At 67.9% G+C, this 16255-nt stretch carries 14 protein-coding genes; 5 read left to right on the top strand and 9 right to left on the bottom strand.

What is annotated here, in order from left to right:
- Positions 1–10 precede the first annotated feature (10 nt).
- The gene (locus tag AC1PQG_RS01450; protein ID WP_481120910.1) at positions 11–1129 is read left to right on the top strand and encodes an S-(hydroxymethyl)glutathione dehydrogenase/class III alcohol dehydrogenase; all 1119 of its coding nucleotides are present in this window, start codon (positions 11–13) and stop codon (positions 1127–1129) included.
- Between the two features lie 64 nt (positions 1130–1193).
- Positions 1194–2042, top strand: coding sequence for an S-formylglutathione hydrolase (gene fghA / locus AC1PQG_RS01445; RefSeq protein WP_481120909.1), 849 nt, complete (start codon positions 1194–1196; stop codon positions 2040–2042).
- A gap of 111 nt (positions 2043–2153) precedes the next feature.
- Here fghA and AC1PQG_RS01440 read toward each other — a convergent pair whose 3' ends face one another.
- Both AC1PQG_RS01440 and AC1PQG_RS01435 read right to left on the bottom strand, forming a co-directional pair.
- Positions 2154–3485 (bottom strand): aminotransferase class V-fold PLP-dependent enzyme, encoded by a 1332-nt coding sequence (locus tag AC1PQG_RS01440; protein WP_481120908.1) that lies wholly within the window; start codon positions 3483–3485, stop codon positions 2154–2156.
- A gap of 28 nt (positions 3486–3513) precedes the next feature.
- Positions 3514–5958, bottom strand: a complete 2445-nt coding sequence (locus AC1PQG_RS01435; protein ID WP_481120907.1) for a TonB-dependent receptor plug domain-containing protein — start codon at positions 5956–5958, stop codon at positions 3514–3516.
- Positions 5959–6099: 141 nt separating this feature from the next.
- Between AC1PQG_RS01435 and ftrA the strand changes: the two genes are divergently transcribed.
- The gene (gene ftrA / locus AC1PQG_RS01430) at positions 6100–7095 is read left to right on the top strand and encodes a transcriptional regulator FtrA (RefSeq protein ID WP_481120906.1); all 996 of its coding nucleotides are present in this window, start codon (positions 6100–6102) and stop codon (positions 7093–7095) included.
- A 93-nt stretch (positions 7096–7188) separates the two neighbouring features.
- On the opposite strand, the gene AC1PQG_RS01425 is transcribed toward ftrA, so the two are convergent.
- The 3 genes from AC1PQG_RS01425 to AC1PQG_RS01415 are packed head-to-tail and all read right to left on the bottom strand — an operon-like array spanning position 7189 to position 9931.
- Complete coding sequence (locus tag AC1PQG_RS01425) at positions 7189–7782, bottom strand: c-type cytochrome (RefSeq protein WP_481120905.1); 594 nt, start codon at positions 7780–7782, stop codon at positions 7189–7191.
- On the bottom strand, positions 7775–9079 hold the full coding sequence (gene soxC / locus AC1PQG_RS01420; protein ID WP_481120904.1) for a sulfite dehydrogenase: 1305 nt from the start codon (positions 9077–9079) through the stop codon (positions 7775–7777). Before soxC ends, AC1PQG_RS01425 begins: the two co-directional genes overlap by 8 nt.
- Positions 9080–9112: 33 nt before the next feature.
- Complete coding sequence (locus tag AC1PQG_RS01415) at positions 9113–9931, bottom strand: class II glutamine amidotransferase (RefSeq protein ID WP_481120903.1); 819 nt, start codon at positions 9929–9931, stop codon at positions 9113–9115.
- A 461-nt stretch (positions 9932–10392) separates the two neighbouring features.
- On the opposite strand from AC1PQG_RS01415, the gene AC1PQG_RS01410 reads away from it, so the two are divergent.
- Positions 10393–11301 (top strand): hypothetical protein, encoded by a 909-nt coding sequence (locus tag AC1PQG_RS01410; protein ID WP_481120902.1) that lies wholly within the window; start codon positions 10393–10395, stop codon positions 11299–11301.
- 18 nt (positions 11302–11319) lie between these two features.
- Here the strand turns inward: AC1PQG_RS01410 and AC1PQG_RS01405 are convergent, their stop codons facing one another.
- A complete protein-coding gene (locus tag AC1PQG_RS01405) occupies positions 11320–12516 on the bottom strand; it encodes an ATP-binding response regulator (RefSeq protein ID WP_481120901.1) in 1197 nt (398 codons plus the stop codon).
- 239 nt (positions 12517–12755) lie between these two features.
- A complete protein-coding gene (locus AC1PQG_RS01400) occupies positions 12756–14204 on the bottom strand; it encodes an aminotransferase-like domain-containing protein (protein ID WP_481120900.1) in 1449 nt (482 codons plus the stop codon).
- 151 nt (positions 14205–14355) lie between these two features.
- On the opposite strand from AC1PQG_RS01400, the gene AC1PQG_RS01395 reads away from it, so the two are divergent.
- The gene (locus tag AC1PQG_RS01395) at positions 14356–14775 is read left to right on the top strand and encodes a DUF2917 domain-containing protein (RefSeq protein ID WP_481120899.1); all 420 of its coding nucleotides are present in this window, start codon (positions 14356–14358) and stop codon (positions 14773–14775) included.
- A gap of 138 nt (positions 14776–14913) precedes the next feature.
- Here AC1PQG_RS01395 and AC1PQG_RS01390 read toward each other — a convergent pair whose 3' ends face one another.
- Complete coding sequence (locus AC1PQG_RS01390; protein ID WP_481120898.1) at positions 14914–15525, bottom strand: DsbA family protein; 612 nt, start codon at positions 15523–15525, stop codon at positions 14914–14916.
- Between the two features lie 18 nt (positions 15526–15543).
- Positions 15544–16185 carry an NAD(P)-dependent oxidoreductase gene (locus AC1PQG_RS01385; RefSeq protein ID WP_481120897.1) on the bottom strand — a complete coding sequence of 214 codons (642 nt, stop codon included), beginning with the start codon at positions 16183–16185 and terminating at the stop codon, positions 15544–15546.
- Positions 16186–16255: the final 70 nt, after the last annotated feature.

Below are 16255 nucleotides of genomic sequence, written 5' to 3'. Positions count from 1 at the left end.
GGAGACACCGATGATCAAATCCCGCGCCGCCGTCGCCTGGGCCGCCAAGCAGCCCCTCGAAATCACCGAAGTGGACGTGGCCCCGCCGAAAGCCGGCGAGGTGCTGGTGCGCATCGTGGCCACCGGCGTCTGCCACACCGACGCCTTCACGCTGTCCGGCGCCGATCCGGAAGGCATCTTCCCGACCATCCTCGGCCATGAAGGCGGCGGCATCGTCGAAGCGATCGGCGAAGGCGTCACCTCCGTCGCCGTCGGCGACCACGTGATCCCGCTCTACACGCCCGAATGCGGCAAGTGCAAGTTCTGCCTGTCCGGCAAGACCAACCTGTGCCAGGCCATCCGCGCCACCCAGGGCAAGGGCCTGATGCCCGACGGCACCACCCGCTTCAGCAAGGACGGCAAGCCCATCTACCACTACATGGGCACCTCGACCTTCTCCGAATACACCGTGCTGCCGGAAATCTCCGTAGCCAAGATCAGCAAGGACGCTCCGCTGGAGAAGGTGTGCCTGCTCGGCTGCGGCGTGACCACCGGCATCGGCGCGGTGATGAACACCGCCAAGGTCGAACCGGGTGCCACCGTGGCGATCTTCGGCCTCGGCGGCATCGGCCTGTCGGCGGTGATCGGCGCGGTGATGGCCAAGGCCTCGCGCATCGTCGCGGTGGACGTGAACCCGGCCAAGTTCGAGATCGCCAGGCAGCTCGGCGCCACCGACTGCATCAACCCGCTCGACTACGACAAGCCGATCCAGGAAGTCATCGTCGATCTCACCGACGGCGGCGTCGATTACTCCTTCGAGTGCATCGGCAACACCAAGGTCATGCGCTCGGCGCTGGAGTGCTGCCACAAGGGCTGGGGCGAATCGATCATCATCGGCGTCGCCGGTGCCGGTGAAGAGATCTCCACCCGCCCCTTCCAGCTGGTCACCGGCCGCGTGTGGCGCGGCTCCGCCTTCGGCGGCGTTCGCGGCCGCAGCGAGCTGCCCGGATATGTTGAGAAGGCCCAGCGCGGCGAGATCCCGCTGGACACCTTCATCACCCACACGATGGGCCTCGAGGACATCAACAAGGCCTTCGACCTGATGCACGAAGGCAAGAGCATCCGCACCGTCATCCACTTCGACAAGTAAGCGGCGCAGCCCGACGGGCGGGTTCATCCGGGCCCGGCCGCCGGGCACGCCCGGAGCCCGCCCCATGACTTCTCCCCTCACCCTCGTTTCCGAGAACCGCAGCTTCGGCGGCTGGCACCGCCGTTACCGGCATGCCGCCACCAGCACCGGCTGCGCCATGACCTTCGCCGTATTCCTGCCGCCGCAGGCGGCGGACGGCCCGGTGCCGGTGCTGTACTGGCTGTCCGGCCTCACCTGCACCGACGAGAACTTCATGCAGAAGGCCGGCGCCCACCGGGTTGCCGCCGAGTTGGGCATCGCCATCGTCGCCCCGGATACCAGCCCGCGCGGCGCCGACGTGCCCGGCGACCCGGACGGCGCGTGGGATTTCGGCCACGGCGCCGGCTTCTACGTGAACGCCACCCAGGCCCCGTGGAAAGACCACTACCGCATGCACGACTACGTGGTGCACGAGCTGCCGGCCCTCGTCGAGGCGAACCTGCCGGTGAGCCCGCGCCGCGCCATCTCGGGCCATTCGATGGGCGGCCACGGTGCGCTGGTGTGCGCGCTGCGCAACCCCGGCCGCTACCTGTCGGTGTCGGCCTTCGCGCCGATCAGCAACCCGATGGACTGCCCGTGGGGCCACAAGGCCTTGTCCCGCTACCTCGGCGAAGACCGGGAGGCCTGGCGTGCGTGGGACGCCTGCGAGCTGATCGCTGGCGCCAGCGAACGCCTGCCGCTGCTGGTGGACCAGGGCGAAGCCGACAGCTTCCTCGCCGAACAGCTCAAGCCGGACGCCCTCACCCGCGCCTGCGCCGCCGCCGGCCACCCGCTGAACCTGCGCCTTCAGCCGGGCTACGACCACAGCTACTACTTCATCGCCAGCTTCATCGAGGACCACCTGCGCCACCACGCGGCGGCACTGCGCGGCTGAGGCCGGCGGTGGGCGACCGAGTGCGCCCCCATGACTTGAAGCACCTCGGCCGCGCCACCCGCCAGGAGCGAATGACTTCGCCCCTGGCGGGTCATGCACCTCCTGGCCCGCTCAACCGCGGGCGATCTCCTTCACTGCCGTCACCAGCCGGTCCAGGTCAGCCGGCCGCGTGAAGATGGCCGGCGTGACGCGCACCACAGCGCCCGACGCCAGGCCGCCGCGGGCCACCGTGAAGATGCCGTACTGCTCGCGCAGGCGGCGTGCCAGGGCCTGGCTGTCGGCCAGGCTGCTGCGGCCACCGATGCGCAGCGCGCTGATCGCCCCATGCAGGCGCGGCGCGTCCGGCGTCAGGATCTGCACGCCTTTCACGTCGCGCACCCGCTCCACCCAGTAGTCGCGCAGGTAGCGCAGGCGTGCCTCCTTGTTGGGCACGCCGATGGCGGCCTGGAAGTCCAGCGCGGTCGGCACCGTCATCACGTTGGCGGTGGCCGTGGTGCCGGAATGGACCCGCGAACGGATGTCGCCGGTGCCCTCCCCGGCTGCGCTGAGGTGCGGCGCGATGTCGTCGAGACGGCTCTTGCGGATGTACAGGAAGCCCACGCCCAGCGGCGCACCGACCCACTTGTGCAGGTTGAAGGCCGCGAAATCGACGCCGCCCAGCTCCGGCAGGCGGAAGTCGATGTGGCCCCACGAGTGGGCCGCATCGAGGATCACATCCACCCCGCGGGCCTTGGCCAGCCGGGTGATCTCGGCCACCGGCAGGATCAGCCCGGTCTTGTGGTTGATGTGGGTCAGCAGCAGCAGGCGCGTGCCCGGGTTGGCGGCCAGCCCCTTCGCGTAGGCGTCGAGGATGCCGGCCTCGGTGGCCGGTTCCGGCAGCACGATGCGCGCCACCTTCACGCCGCGCCGATCCGGCAGGTAGTCGAAGACGCTCTGCGCGCTGTCGTAGTCCAGGTCGGCGTACATCACCGTGTCGCCGGGCTTGAGGCCGCGGTAGTTGGTGATCAGGTTCTGCAGCGCCTCGGTGGCGCCGCGGGTCAGCGCGATCTCGTCGGCCTGCACACCCAGCAGCGTGGCGATGCGTCCGCGCACGGCGTCGGTCTCGCGGCTGTACTCCTGGCGCAGAAAATAGGAATTGCGCTCGTTGAGGCGCTCGATGTTGTGCTGCAGTTCCACCAGCACCGGGCGCGCCATGATGCCGTAGAAGCCGTGCTCCAGATTGACGAAATCCGGCGACTGCCGATACAGCGCGGCGATCTGCGCCCAGTAGGCCTCGTTGCGGGCCAGCGTCAGCGCATCGCCGCCCGGCAGCGCGGGCACTGCGATGGCCGGGGCGGCCGCCGTTTGTGCCAGGGCCGAGGCGCCGCGCAGGGTGGAGGCGGCGGCCACGGCCAGGCCAAGGGAGCCCTTCAGCAGGGCCCGGCGGGAAAGTTGGGGATTCATGTGGGAGTCTCCGTGGATCGGCACGCGCTCAGAAGCGGTAGTTGGCCTTGAAGTAGTAGTAGCCGCCGTTGATGCCGATCGGCGAGAAGGACGCGTACTGGGCCACGTTCTGCCGGCCAAGGGCATTGAGGGCCTGGCGGTAGTCGCTGTTGAGCTTGTCCGGATAGACGTTGAAGAGGTTGTTGGCGCCCACCGTCACCGCCCATGCCTTGGTGATCTGCCGGGTCACGTCCAGGTCGGTGATGAACTTGGTGCCCGTACGGTTCTCGTAGTAGGTGACGTTGTTCACCGAGGTGTAATAGGACGACGGGCCGAAGACGTTCTCGCGCAGGTTCACCGTCCAGTCGTTCTTGCGCCACAGGGCGCCCAGGTTGACGCGGAAGGCCGGCGACGAATCCTCGATGTAGCTGATCGCCGTCTTGTCGAGGAACTGCTGGCCGTTGAGCTGGCTCGGCGCACCCTTCACCTTGGTGACCTTCACCTGGTTGATGTTGGCACCCAGGCTCCAGTCCACGCGGCCGAAGCCGCCATACTCGTCGGCGTAGGTGAGCACCGCGTCGGCGCCGGTGTTGCGCGTGTCGCCGGCGTTCGAGAAGACCACCACGCCGGTGGACGACAGGCCGGCCGGGATGCTGTTGCCGTTGGCGACGATGGCGGCGTTGACCGCGTCGGCGCGCACCGCGCCGTTGAGGATGCCGTACAGCGTGCCGCTCTGCAGGATGCGGTCCTTGATGTTGATCTGGTACACATCCAGCGTGGCGGTCACCTTCGCGGCCGGCTTGGCGACGATGCCGATGCTGAAGTTGCGCGACTTCTCGGCCTTCAGCTCATCGATGCCGAGCAAGCGCGCCGCGGCCGCCGAGGTCGGCAGGATCACCGAGGCGGTGGTCGGCGACACCGAGGTGGCGGAATAGCTCTGCTCGGCCAGCGTCGGCGCGCGGAAGCCATTGCTGACGGTGCCGCGAACCGCAAAATTCGGCGCCACGTCGTAGCGGCCGGTCAGCTTGCCGACGGTGGCGCTGCCGAAGTCGCTGTAGCGCTCGGTGCGCAGTGCGGCGTCGAGCTTCAGCTTGTCGATCGGCGAACCGGCCACGTCCACGTACAACGCGTTGCTGCGCCGCTTGTGGTTGCCGGCGTCGGATGCGGTGTAACCGGGAAAGGCCGCCGCGCCGCCGCGGTAGATGGAGGCCGGCTCGCCGGCGCCGATGGCGTATTCGTCCACCCTGTGCTCGGCGCCGAAGGCCACGTTCAGCGGCGAGGCCCAGCCCACGTTGAAGTCGCGGCTGAAATCCAGGTTGGTGGTGGTCTGGTTGGCCTTCAGATAGCCCTCGTAGAAGCGGTTCTGGGTGCTGCCGGTGTCCTTCCACAGCTGCACGTTGAGGGAGTCGATGTTGCCCACCGACGCGTAGTCACGCCCGTAGGTGGTGGCCAGGTCGTAGCGCCAGCCGGCCAGCGCCTCGCCCTTCACGCCGACGGTAAAGGCGAAATCCTCTTCGTCGTGGACTTCGACCGGGCTGAAGCCGAGAGGATAGACACCCGGCGCGGTGGAGGTGCCGCGGTAGTTCTGGATCGCCTCGGCATGCTTGGCGCCATAGGTGGCGAAGCCGTACAGCTCGGTGCCGCCGGACAGGTCGATGCCGCCGTTGGCGGACAGGATGGTCTGGCGCACGGCCGCGTCGCCGAAGGTGCGGTTCACGTAGGGATAGCCCGATGCGCTCTTCACGTTGGCGTTGGCGGCGGTCAGGTAGGGCGGCACGAAGCGCGCGTCGTAGTCGCTGCGGTCGCTGTGGCCGTGGTACTTGGTCTCGACACTGAGGTTCAGGAAGGCGTCCTCATGGGGCTTCAAGCCGACGTTGGCGGACAGGTTGCCGCTGGTGCCGTCACCGTCGTAATACTGGCCGCCGCCGAAGCTGACGGTGCCGCCCTGGTCGTTGCGCTTGAGGATGATGTTGATGACGCCGGCAATCGCATCGGAGCCGTACTGGGCGGCGGCACCGTCCTGCAGCACCTCGATGTGGTCGATGGCGGACAGGGGGATCAGGCTCAGGTCCGCCGACGCGCCGCCGGAGAAGGCGCCGCCGGTGACATTGACGTTGGAGGTGCCGTGGCGGCGCTTGCCGTTGATGAGGATCAGCGTGTGGTTGGGGTTGAGGCCGCGCAGGCGGGCGGCGGTGGTCAGCGCCGCCGCATCGCCGCCCTTGGCGTCGGACGTGAAGGCCGGCACGTTCTGGGTGAGGGCCTGGATCAGGTCGGGCTGGCCGCCGCGCTTCAGCGTGGCGGCGTCGAGGATCTGTATCGGCGCCGGACTGTCGGCGGCCTTCAGGCCGGCCTGGCGGGTCCCGGTGATGATGACGGTGTCGAATGACTGGGCCGGATCGGCCGTGCCGGGGTCGGCGGCCGGGGTCTGGGCCAGCGCGTAGCCGGATGACAACAGGGTCAGCAGGGCGGTCGTGGGACGGAGGCTGGGGCTCATTGGTTCCTCTTGGAGTGCTGACGGATATCCGGTCGGGATTGACGAGAACGAGTCGAAATTATCCCTGGCAGGATTCCTGCATGGCATTGGAGGAACGGACAATCAACCTCAACATTGCGCCATTGCCTTGCTCATATCCATATGAAAATAAAAGATAAAAACAAGCTCGTCGTCTCCGTCGCCTATGATCGGCTGGGCGCGTTCGAATTCGGCTGCGTGACCGAGATATTCGATCTGCAACGCCCTGAGCTGGACGTGGACTGGTATCGCTTCGCGGTCTGCTCGGCAGAGGGCGGCACCCTGCGCGCCAGCGGCGGAATCCGCTTCGAAGCGCCCAACGGGCTGGAGATCCTCGATCAGGCCCATACCATCATCATTCCCGGCTGGCGCGACCCGGACGAACCGCCCCCCGGCGCACTGCAGGACCGGCTGCGCGCCGCCTATGCACGGGGCACGCGCATCTGCTCGATCTGCTCGGGGGCTTTCGTGCTGGCCTGGTCGGGCCTGCTGGACGGCAAGCGGGCCACCACCCACTGGCGCTTCACGGACAAGATGAAACAGCGCTTCCCGACCGTCCAGGTCGAGGCTGACTCCCTGTATGTGGATGCCGGACAGATCCTCACCTCGGCGGGCTCGGCGGCCGGACTGGACATGATGCTGTACCTCGTCGCGCGGGATTACGGCAGCCGCGTGGCCAACCGGGTCGCCCAGCGCCTGATCGTGCCGCCGCACCGGGAAGGCGGCCAGGCCCAGTTCGTGTCGCGGCCGATGCCGGCCGACGAATCCGGCCGCCTGTCGCGCCTGATCGAGTGGGTCCGCCAGCACCTGGAGCGCCCGCACACGGTGGCCTCGCTGGCAGACCGGGCGGCCATGAGCCCGCGTACGCTGCAGCGCCAGTTCCGCGAATCCACCGGCCTGTCGCCCTACGAGTGGCTGCTGCAGGAAAGGGTGGCGCTGGCCAAGCAGTTGCTCGAAACGCCCCATGTGCCGATCGCGGCGATCTGCGAGCGGGCCGGTTTCGGCTCCGAGGAGTCCTTCCGCCACCATTTCCGACGCGTCGCGCGGGTCAGCCCGTCGAGCTACCGGCGGGCCTTCCTGCAGACCCAGGGCGACGAGGCGGAGGGCGCCGCCGCCTGAAATTCCTTCAAAGCCGCCCGCTGCTGCGGGCCGGGCAGCGCCGCCACAACGCTGCTGCCCGGCCCGCACGGGAAGCGGGCAGCAGCCGGGGCTTCAGGACCCCGGCACGCAGTCCTTCATGCAGCGCGTGCCGACCACATCCGGCCGGTCGTCCACCTTGAAGCCGTCCCGGTTGGGCATCACGATGCGCAGCAGACTGGCCGCGTCGAGGCGCCCGTCGGCCGGCAGCAGGCCATTGAGGTGCAGCACGTAGGCGCTCACCGCATAGACCTCGTCCGGCGCCAGGGACTGTGGGCTGTCGAAGGGCATCGCCCGCCGCACGTAGTCGAACAGCGTGGTGGCGTAGGGCCAGAAGCTGCCGACGGTGCGCACCGGGGTCTTGGTGGCGAGACTGCCCTGCCCGCCGGCCAGGCGGTCGGCGATGCCGTTCTGGCCGCCGGCCCCATGGCAGGCGATGCAGCGGGTCTCGTAGATGCGCTGGCCGGCGGCCACCGTGCCGCTGCCGGGCGGCAGGCCGCGGCCGTCCGCGTCGATGTCGATGTCCCAGGCCGCCAGCTGGGCGGCAGCCACCGGTGTACCGAGGCCGAGGGGCTGACCACTCCGCACGGGCTGGCTGTGGCAGGCGGACAGCACAGCCGACAAGGCCAGCGCGCCGACCAGGGCCGCCAGCGGCTTACGTTCAAACATGGACATTGTGCACCTCCCCGCTCGGCAGCACCTGCCAGCTCTGAATGCCGTTGTAATGGTAGGCGGACTCGGTGCCGCGAGCGGCGATGAGCTGGCTGCGGGTCGGCTGCACGTTGCCGTGGCTGTCCACCGCGCAGCTCTGCAGCACCGCCGGACCGCCGTCCCACAACCAGGGCAGGCTGAAGCGGGTCAGCGCGCGGTCGAGCACCGGCATCTGCAACACCGCCTCCTCCCAGTTGCGCCCGCCGTCGATGGACACGTCCACGCGGCGGATGCGCCCGTGACCGGACCAGGCCAGCCCGGTGATCTGCTGGCGGCCGCGGTTCTTCAGGGTCTGCCCGCCGGACGGCCCCGTGATCACCGACTTCACGTCGAGCACGAAGGAGAACTGGCGCGAGCTGCCGTCCGGCAGCAGGTCGGTGTACTTGGAGGTCTCCTGGCGGCTCTGCCACGGCGCGGTGCCGAGCTTGAGGCGGCGCAGCCACTTGACGCTGATATTGCCCTCCCAGCCGGGCAGCAGCAGGCGCAGCGGGTAGCCCTGCTCCGGGCGCAGCATCTCGCCGTTCTGGGCGTATACGATCAGCGCGTCGTCGAGGGCCTTGTCCAGCGGCACGCTGCGAGTCATCGCCGCCGCGTCGGCCCCTTCGGCGAGCAGCCATTTGGCCTCCGGCGCCACGCCGACCTCCTGCAGCAACGTGCCGAGGGACACGCCGGTCCATTCGCAGCAGCTCAACAGGCCGTGCAATGACTGTACGGTGAGCTTGCGCGCCGGCCGCCATTCGCTGCCGCTGTTGCCGGCGCATTCGAGGAAATGCACGCGGGACACCGCCGGAAAGCGCAACAGGTCGTTGAGGCTGAAGGACAGAGGCCGCTCCACCAGGCCGTGGATGACCAGCCGGTGCTGCTCCGGGTCGATGTCCGGAATGCCGGCGTGATGGCGTTCGAAGACCAGCCCGTTGGGGGTGATGGTGCCGAAGATGTCGGCCAGCGGCGTCAGGCTCGACGCCGCGGTGGGAAAGGTTGGCTGGGCGCCCTCGCGGACGCGGCGGATCACCCGCCCCTCGAAGCCCGACGGCTGGCCGTAGGGACCGGCCGCCGGCCGCCCCTGGCTGCGCGTCCACGCCGGCACCGGCAGCGCTTCGCCGGCGGCGCGGGCCGGGCCGGCCAGCGTGGCGGCGGCTCCGGCCAGCACCGCGCCACCCTGAAGGAAGCGGCGGCGGCCGGGGGGTTTGGCGCTCTTGTCAGCAACCAGATCGGTACCGGCGTCGAGGCCGGGCGGAGGCAGATAGGGGGGCATGGATCCTCGCAGGGGAGTCGTCGGAAGAAAGGCTTACACGCAGTCGTCGGTGGCCAGCGGCACCTTGCCGGCCCGCGTCGGGGCCATCGCCACCAGCTCGCCGGCCTGGAAGCACCACAGGCTGCCGGCCGGCATCGCCACCCAGTGCTCGTTGGCGGTGAGCGGCACGGTGGCGACGATGACGGTACGGCTCGCCGGGTCGAGGCGGCGGCCGAGGTCGACGCTGAGCTCGGCATCCACCAGTTGCACGTCGCCGAACGGCGCCTGGCGCGTCACGTGGCTGAGGCGGGTAGAGCTGTGGGCGAACAGCAGCTCGCCGTCGGACAGCAGGAAGTTGATGACGCCGAAGCGGGTCAGCGCGATGGCCGCCCCGCGCAACCATTCGAAGAGAGCCAGGCGCTCCGGCCGGCTGTCGCCGAAGCGACGCTGCAGGCCCTCCACCAGCCAGCAGAAGGCCAGCTCGCTGTCGGTGGTGCCGGCTGGCCGGAAGCGGCCTTCGATGACCGGCGCGAAGTCGAGCAGCGTGCCGTTGTGGGCGAACACCCACTGCCGCCCCCACAGCTCCCGCGAGAAGGGATGAGTGTTCTCCAGGCGGACCGCCCCGATGGTGGCCTTGCGGATGTGGGCGATGACGGTGGTGGCGTGCAACGGGTGATCCGCCACCAGCGCCGCCAGCCGCGACGAGCAGGCCGGCTGCGGGTCGTGCAGCACGCGCACGCCGCCCTCCTCGAAGAAGGCGATGCCCCAGCCGTCGGCATGCTTGTCCGTCTCTCCGCCGCGGGCCCGGAAGCCGGTGAAGGAGAAGCAGATGTCGGTGGGCAGGTTGCTGTTGAGGCCAAGCAGTTGGCACATGCGATCGGTTCCGGCGCGGCTAAGCCTGGCGTTCAAGGCGCGTCGTGACGCGGGAGCGGGGCCACTCGGGCATGCTGCGCAGGCCTCGTTGGGCAAGAAGGCGGCGTGAAAGGCGGTAGGCGCGGAACATCATGGGCGGGAATCTGGCGTGGTTCTGGCTGACGGAATACAGCCCGTCCTCAGCGCAAAAACCACGCCAGGGCGCCCTGCCCCCGGCCGCGCCCTGGCCTTCCCCGCCCCAGTCCGCGCGATGCGGCGGACTGGGCTCTCAGCGCCGCCGCGGAATGCATCCGGCCGCTCCCGGAGCGCCCGGTCGGATGCTGCAATCGGAGCAGCCCGGCCGGCAGCGCTGCTGGAATCGGGACAGCCGCATCCGCCCTTGCCGGCCCGCCGGCCGGCAACTAGGCTGAGAGTCCGGCCTTCCCCCGCCCCGGCGGGCGGCCTTTTGCGGAGCGCACATCATGGGCGAACCCAGCAGCCACACCGTCATGCTCGACGACGCCACCCGGCGGCGCCTGGCGGAACGGCAGGCCACCTGCCCCTTCGTCGGCAGCCTCGTCGCCGAGGGCGTGCTGCCCGTCTGCAACGGGGCCGACGCCCCGCTGGCACGTCTGGAGGACCTGCGCGTCCTCGGCAACAGCGGCGGCGGCAACCTGGGCGACCTGCTGGTGCTGTTCGCCGCCGGCAACCATGCCAGCATGGACGACGGCACCGGGCACATCGAACGGCCGGTGCCCGCCGGGCTGTTCTTCCTGGGCTTCCCCGGCTCCCAGGGCGCCCATCCGGGCCATAGCGGCATCCTGATGGGCGACCCGGCCACGCCCGGCTCGGGCCGCTTCGACCCCGACGCCTTCGCACGCCTCGCCGCCCTGGCGCGGGACGGCTGGATCCGCCGCACGGACGTGGGGCACTTCATCGCCGCCAACCTGGCCCGCGACCCGGCCGCCAAGGTGCTCGGCAGCCACGTGGCCCGGCTGCTCGCCTCCGACCTGCTGGACCTCGCGGAAAGTGCCGGCAGCCGGCTGTGGCACACGCTGTTCGGCGGCGCGGACGATCAGGAAGCCGCCCATCGGCAGATGGAAGAGAAGCTGACCCGCCTGCTCGGCGAAGACAACCTGATCGGCGCGGCAGGCGAGTTCGGGCTGCTGTTCGCCTTCCTGGCCAACCAGCCCGGCCGCCGTGAAATAGACGGAGACCCGGCCGTGGACCTGGACGATCTCGTCGCCATGTTCCGGGACAAGCGCCTGCCCGACGGCTGGCGGAACTGGAAGAAGACCCGCGGGGACTGGGTGGTCCACACCACCGCGCTGCTGCTCGCCGCCGCCCGCGAGTACCTCAGCCTGCGACGCGCCCGGCGGCCGGCCGTCTGACGGCCGCAGAACGCACGACTAAGCCGGCGCCTGCCGGACCCGGATCGTGAACCAGAAGGTACTGCCGCGGCCTTCCTCGCTCGAACAGCCGGCGCTGCCGCCCATCGCTTCGGCGAGTTTCTTCACCGTGACGAGACCGATGCCGGTGCCGCCGAAGCGGCGGGTCGAGGAATTGTCCACCTGTTCGAAGATGCTGAACAGGCGGGGCACGGCCTCTGACGGAATGCCGATACCCGTGTCGCGCACTTCGAAGTGCAGCATAAGTCCGGCCGACTCGTCCGCACCATCCCGGGCTCCCATCTCCCGCGTCGCGACGACGCAGACCGAGCCCCTTTCGGTGAAGGTGATGGCGTTGCCGAGATAGCACTGCAGCGCCAGGCGCAAGTTGCCGGCATCGCCAATCACCGTGAGATCGCGCAAGGCATCCGCGTCGGCAACGAGCTGCAGCTGCTTGGCCACGGCCCGCTCCTGGTTGTCCGCGACGACCTCCTCCACCACGGTGCGGACATCCAGCAATTCTTCCCGCAGCACAATGGTCCGCGACTCCAGCTCGGTCAGCTTGAGGATGCCGTCCACCAGATCGATGAGCCGCTTGTGGATCGGCACCATCTTGTCTGCCAGGTTCTTCTGCTTGTCCGACAGCTCGGTACGCTGCAACAGATGGATCATCGCCGACAGCTGATGCAGCGGCGTGCGCAGCTCGTGAGACATGTTGCCGAGGAAGTGGGTCTTGGCGACGCTGGCCGCCTCGGCCGCCAGTTGGGCCTTGCGGAGCGCCAGCGTGCGCTCGGCGACGAGTTCCTCCAGCTTGTCGTTGTACAGCCGCAAGGCCACTTCCTTGGCACGCAGGGCCAGTTGCACATCCACCCGCGCCCGCACCACGTCCGGATTGATCGGTTTGTGGATGAAGTCCATCGCGCCGGCGGCGAGGGCAGCGGATTCGCTGGCCGAATCGTTCATCGCCGTCACGAAGATGACCGGGATATCGCGGGTGGCCGGGTCACCCTTCAGCTGGCGCAGGACTTCGTAGCCGTCCATGCCGGGCATCTGCACGTCGAGGAGCACCAGCTCCGGCGGGGTGCGGGCGACGAAATCCAGCGCCTGTTCGCCGGACAGCGCGAAACTGACCTTGCAGCGGTCGGACAGGATGTGGGCCAGCACCTGCACATTGCTCGGCGCGTCATCAACGATCAGGATCAGCGGCTTGGTGCTCATGTCGGCAGGTCTTTCTCCCGGGTCCCGTAAGGCTCAAGCAACTGGCGGGAGCCCTTGAAGTCCAGCTCCGTCATGCGGACGGCCAGTTCGTTAAACAGTGTAACGCCGATTCAGGCATGCAATGCCGGCGCCAACACCTCGAAGCACCGGCCGACCTCGAAATCCTGCGCATCGAAGCCGCACGCAGCCACCACAGGGAGCCTGCCCGGCCTGCGGACATCTGTGGAGTACGCTGGACACTAGGCCGCCTGTTCATCCTCCCGCGCATCGCCTTCCCTTATCAGCTTTCCCAGGCGCCGCACGGCATCTTCGATCTCCGGGGTGTGGGGGTTGCCGCAGTTGAGGCGCAGGCAGTTGCGGTACATGCCGCTGGCGGAGAACAGCTCTCCGGGAACGAAGGCCACGCCCTCGGCCAGCGCCTTTGCATGGAGGGCGCTCGCATCCACCTCCTCCGGCAGCTCCACCCACAGGACGAAGCCGCCCTGGGGTTGGGTCAGCCGGGTGCTGGCCGGGAAATGGCGGGTCACCGCCGCCCGCATGGCCTCGACCTGCTGTTCGTAGGCACGGCGCAGGGTCCGCAGGTGGCGGTCGTACCCCCCTGATTCCAGATATTCGCCCAGGACATGCTGGGTGATGGGATTGGTGGCACCACTGGAGAGGGTCTTGTGGAGCGCCACCTGGGACCGGTAGCGCCCCGCCGCCACGAAACCGATGCGCAGCGCCGGGGTCAGGCTCTTGGAGAACGACGAGCACAGCATGACGTTGCCGGTCTGGTCGAAAGCCTTGATCGGCCAGGGCCGCTGCGCGCCAAAGAAAAGGTCGCCGTAGAGGTCGTCCTCGATCACCGCCACGCCCCGCTCCGCCGCCAGGCGGGCCAGGCGCCGCTTGTGCTCGTCCGGCATGATGCAGCCGAGGGGATTGCTGGCGTTGGGCACCAGCAAGCAGGCGGCGACCTTGCCCTGCCGGGTGGCCAGGTCGAAGGCCTCGATGGACAAGCCGGTGCGCGGGTCGGTGGGGATTTCCAGCGCCTTCAGGCCCAGGCTCTCCAGCAGTTGCAGCATGAGGTAGTAGGCCGGCGACTCGACGGCCACCGTATCCCCGGGCTGGGTCGACACCCGCAGACAGAGCCCCAGGGCCTCGGTGCAGGAATTGGTGATGACGATCTCGGCGGCGTCCAGCGGGCCGCCCCAGGCCAGGGACCGACGCACCAGCTGGCGCACCAGGGCCGGCGCGTCCATGAAGGCATGGCTGCTGCCGGCCAGCAGATCCGGATGGCGGCGGGCAACCCCGCTGTAGAGCCGGTGCAGGGCCGCGATGGGCAGCAGCGACGGCGCCGGCAAGGCCGCCGCCAGGGGTGCCACCCCGGGCTGCATGCTGGCCTGGAGCACCCGCCCCAGGCGCTGGGTGACGTCCACCGCCACCGCCGAATCCGGCGTGCTGCGCGCACTGGGCTCGGAACAGGGCAGGCCCCGGTGGCGCACGAAGAAGCCCGACTGGGGCCGGGCCTCCACCAGCCCCCGGTCCTCCAGCCGGCGCAGCGCCTGGACCACCGTGGAGACCGACAGCCGCTGTTCTTCGGAGAGACGCCGCACCGACGGCAGCCGGTCCCCCGGACGCAGGGTACCGGTGGCAATGAGGCCCCCCAGCTCCTCGGCCAGTTGTTCGTAACGCAGCGCTTCTTTGCTCATGGAATATCCGACGGCACAGTTGATGGGCTCCAACACCAGTACAGTTGCCGATGCGAGCATCTGTATCGGTGTCAATTTAACCACTTTGTGACTGTATCGCCACGCTGCTCGCGCCTAGACTTTCCCCACATAAAGCCGGGGACCGCGAGCCATGCGTCTAAACCTAGAAAACACCAAACTGCTGCTTCAGGAAAACCAGCCGCTGCGGCTGATCAACGGCAAGGGCGCCGTGATCCGCTGCCTGTCCGGCACCGCCTGGCTGACGGTGGCCGGTGAAGCCACCGACTGCGTGCTGGAACCCGGCCAGGAGCGCCGCCTGGAAAACGACGGCCTGGCCCTCATCGAACCCATGGGCAAGCAGGCGACCATCTGCCTTCAATACGTGGAATTCAGCCTGGCGGGCTTGATCGATCGCGTCGTCAAAAACCTGGCTTGGCCCGCCCTCTCCGTGCTGCCGAATACCGGCCGGGCCACGGCTCGGCCCGAGGGTTGCGGGGTCCGTGGCGGAATGAGGAGGCTCACGCTGCGAGGGCTTTACGCCACCCAACCCAGGGGTGGGCGGTCAGACTGACGGAAAGCGCGTCCATCAGCCCTGCATTTAACCGAAGTCCAGCGACCGCATCGACCGATTCAGTGTTTCCCTAGCGGTTCTGGCACGAAATTCTGCAAGAAATTGTTGAGCGACCTTGATGCCTAATGCACGTCCTATTCATCGAGGTCGTCCATGCGAGGTCGAAAGCCACGCGGCATTGAGCTTGCCGCCCATGGCGGCATGCACAGCCTCCTTGATCGAGTGAGCAATTTCGTCTTCGCTGCGCCCTCCATTGATTGCAAGGCGGTTCTCGAAAACGAAGTGCGGAACCGAACGAACGCCTGCCGCAGCGGAGTTCGCCGCCTCTCGCTCAATCCGCTTGTGTTGGGAAGAATCGAGCGCGATGGCGAGGGCCTCGTCCCTGCTGAATCCATGGGCTGCAGCAACATCAGCCAACACGTCCGCATCGGCGATGTTTCTCGCCGCAATGAAATAGGCGTCCGTGATGGCCACGGCAAGTTGGTGCTGCGTGCCGCGTTCTCTGGCTGCCAGGATAATGGCGTGCGCGGCTTGTGTGGGGTAGGCGTAGAGCTGGCGACCGAGGTCCAGGTCGAAGCCGGATGCGCGGGCCTCAGCTTCAGGGCGAGCAAACGCCGACTTCGGAACTGTTACACCATATCGCGCGCGTAGCAGGTCGGGGTAGCGTTCTTGAAGTACCTTGTCGAGCCGGTGCAGGCCAACGAAACACCAGGGGCAGGTGATTTCGGTATAGAGGTCGATTTGCAACATGATCCCATGTCTCCGACTTTAGCGATTAGCGATACCCGGCGCGGCGCGCACGAACGTCTTATCCGTGACCTGGTCCACAAGAAACTTGGCCAAATCGCCTCTAGACAGCTTCATGCCGAGCTTGCTCCGCCCGTACCAGCCCACGTCGACCTTGCCATTTGCAGGGCCGTCCTTGAGGTTCGGAATCCTCACCAATGTCCAGTCGAGATCGGAATTGGCGATGAGTTCGCCTGTCGCCTTGATGTCTTCATAAGCCTTGCGCACGATCACCTTGAACAGCAACACAAACGCATGTGCCTTGAGCGTGACCCCATCCTTGGGATCGCGATATGCGGCTGTGGAAATCTGGATGAGGCGATGTACGCCCGCTTGCTTCATCGCGGAGATGATGTTGGACAGACCGTGCATGACCGGTCTGTCCCCCCGGACCTTCAGGCTGTTGGGGCCAAGTGCACTGATGACTGCATCGGCGCCGCGAACGCACTTCGCGATCGCTTCACGGTCCTGCAGGTCACCAACGACGATTTCCACTTTTCCCGCGAACGCTTCAAGTTTCTTGGCGTCGCGCGTATAGACCGACAGGCTGTAGCCCTGCTTCAAGGCTTCCTCGATGATGTGTTTTCCGGTCGGACCGGTCGCACCAAATAGAGAGAGTTTCATTTTTAATCCCGGGTAAATAGAAGTTCTCTGCTATTTCATGCAGAGGGCGCTGCCCATACCCGCGCCGAAA

This window comes from Zoogloea sp. GDB6, assembly GCF_056724105.1.
The sequence above is the reverse complement of the archived record's forward strand: the minus strand, read 5'-3'. Positions and strand labels throughout refer to the sequence as shown.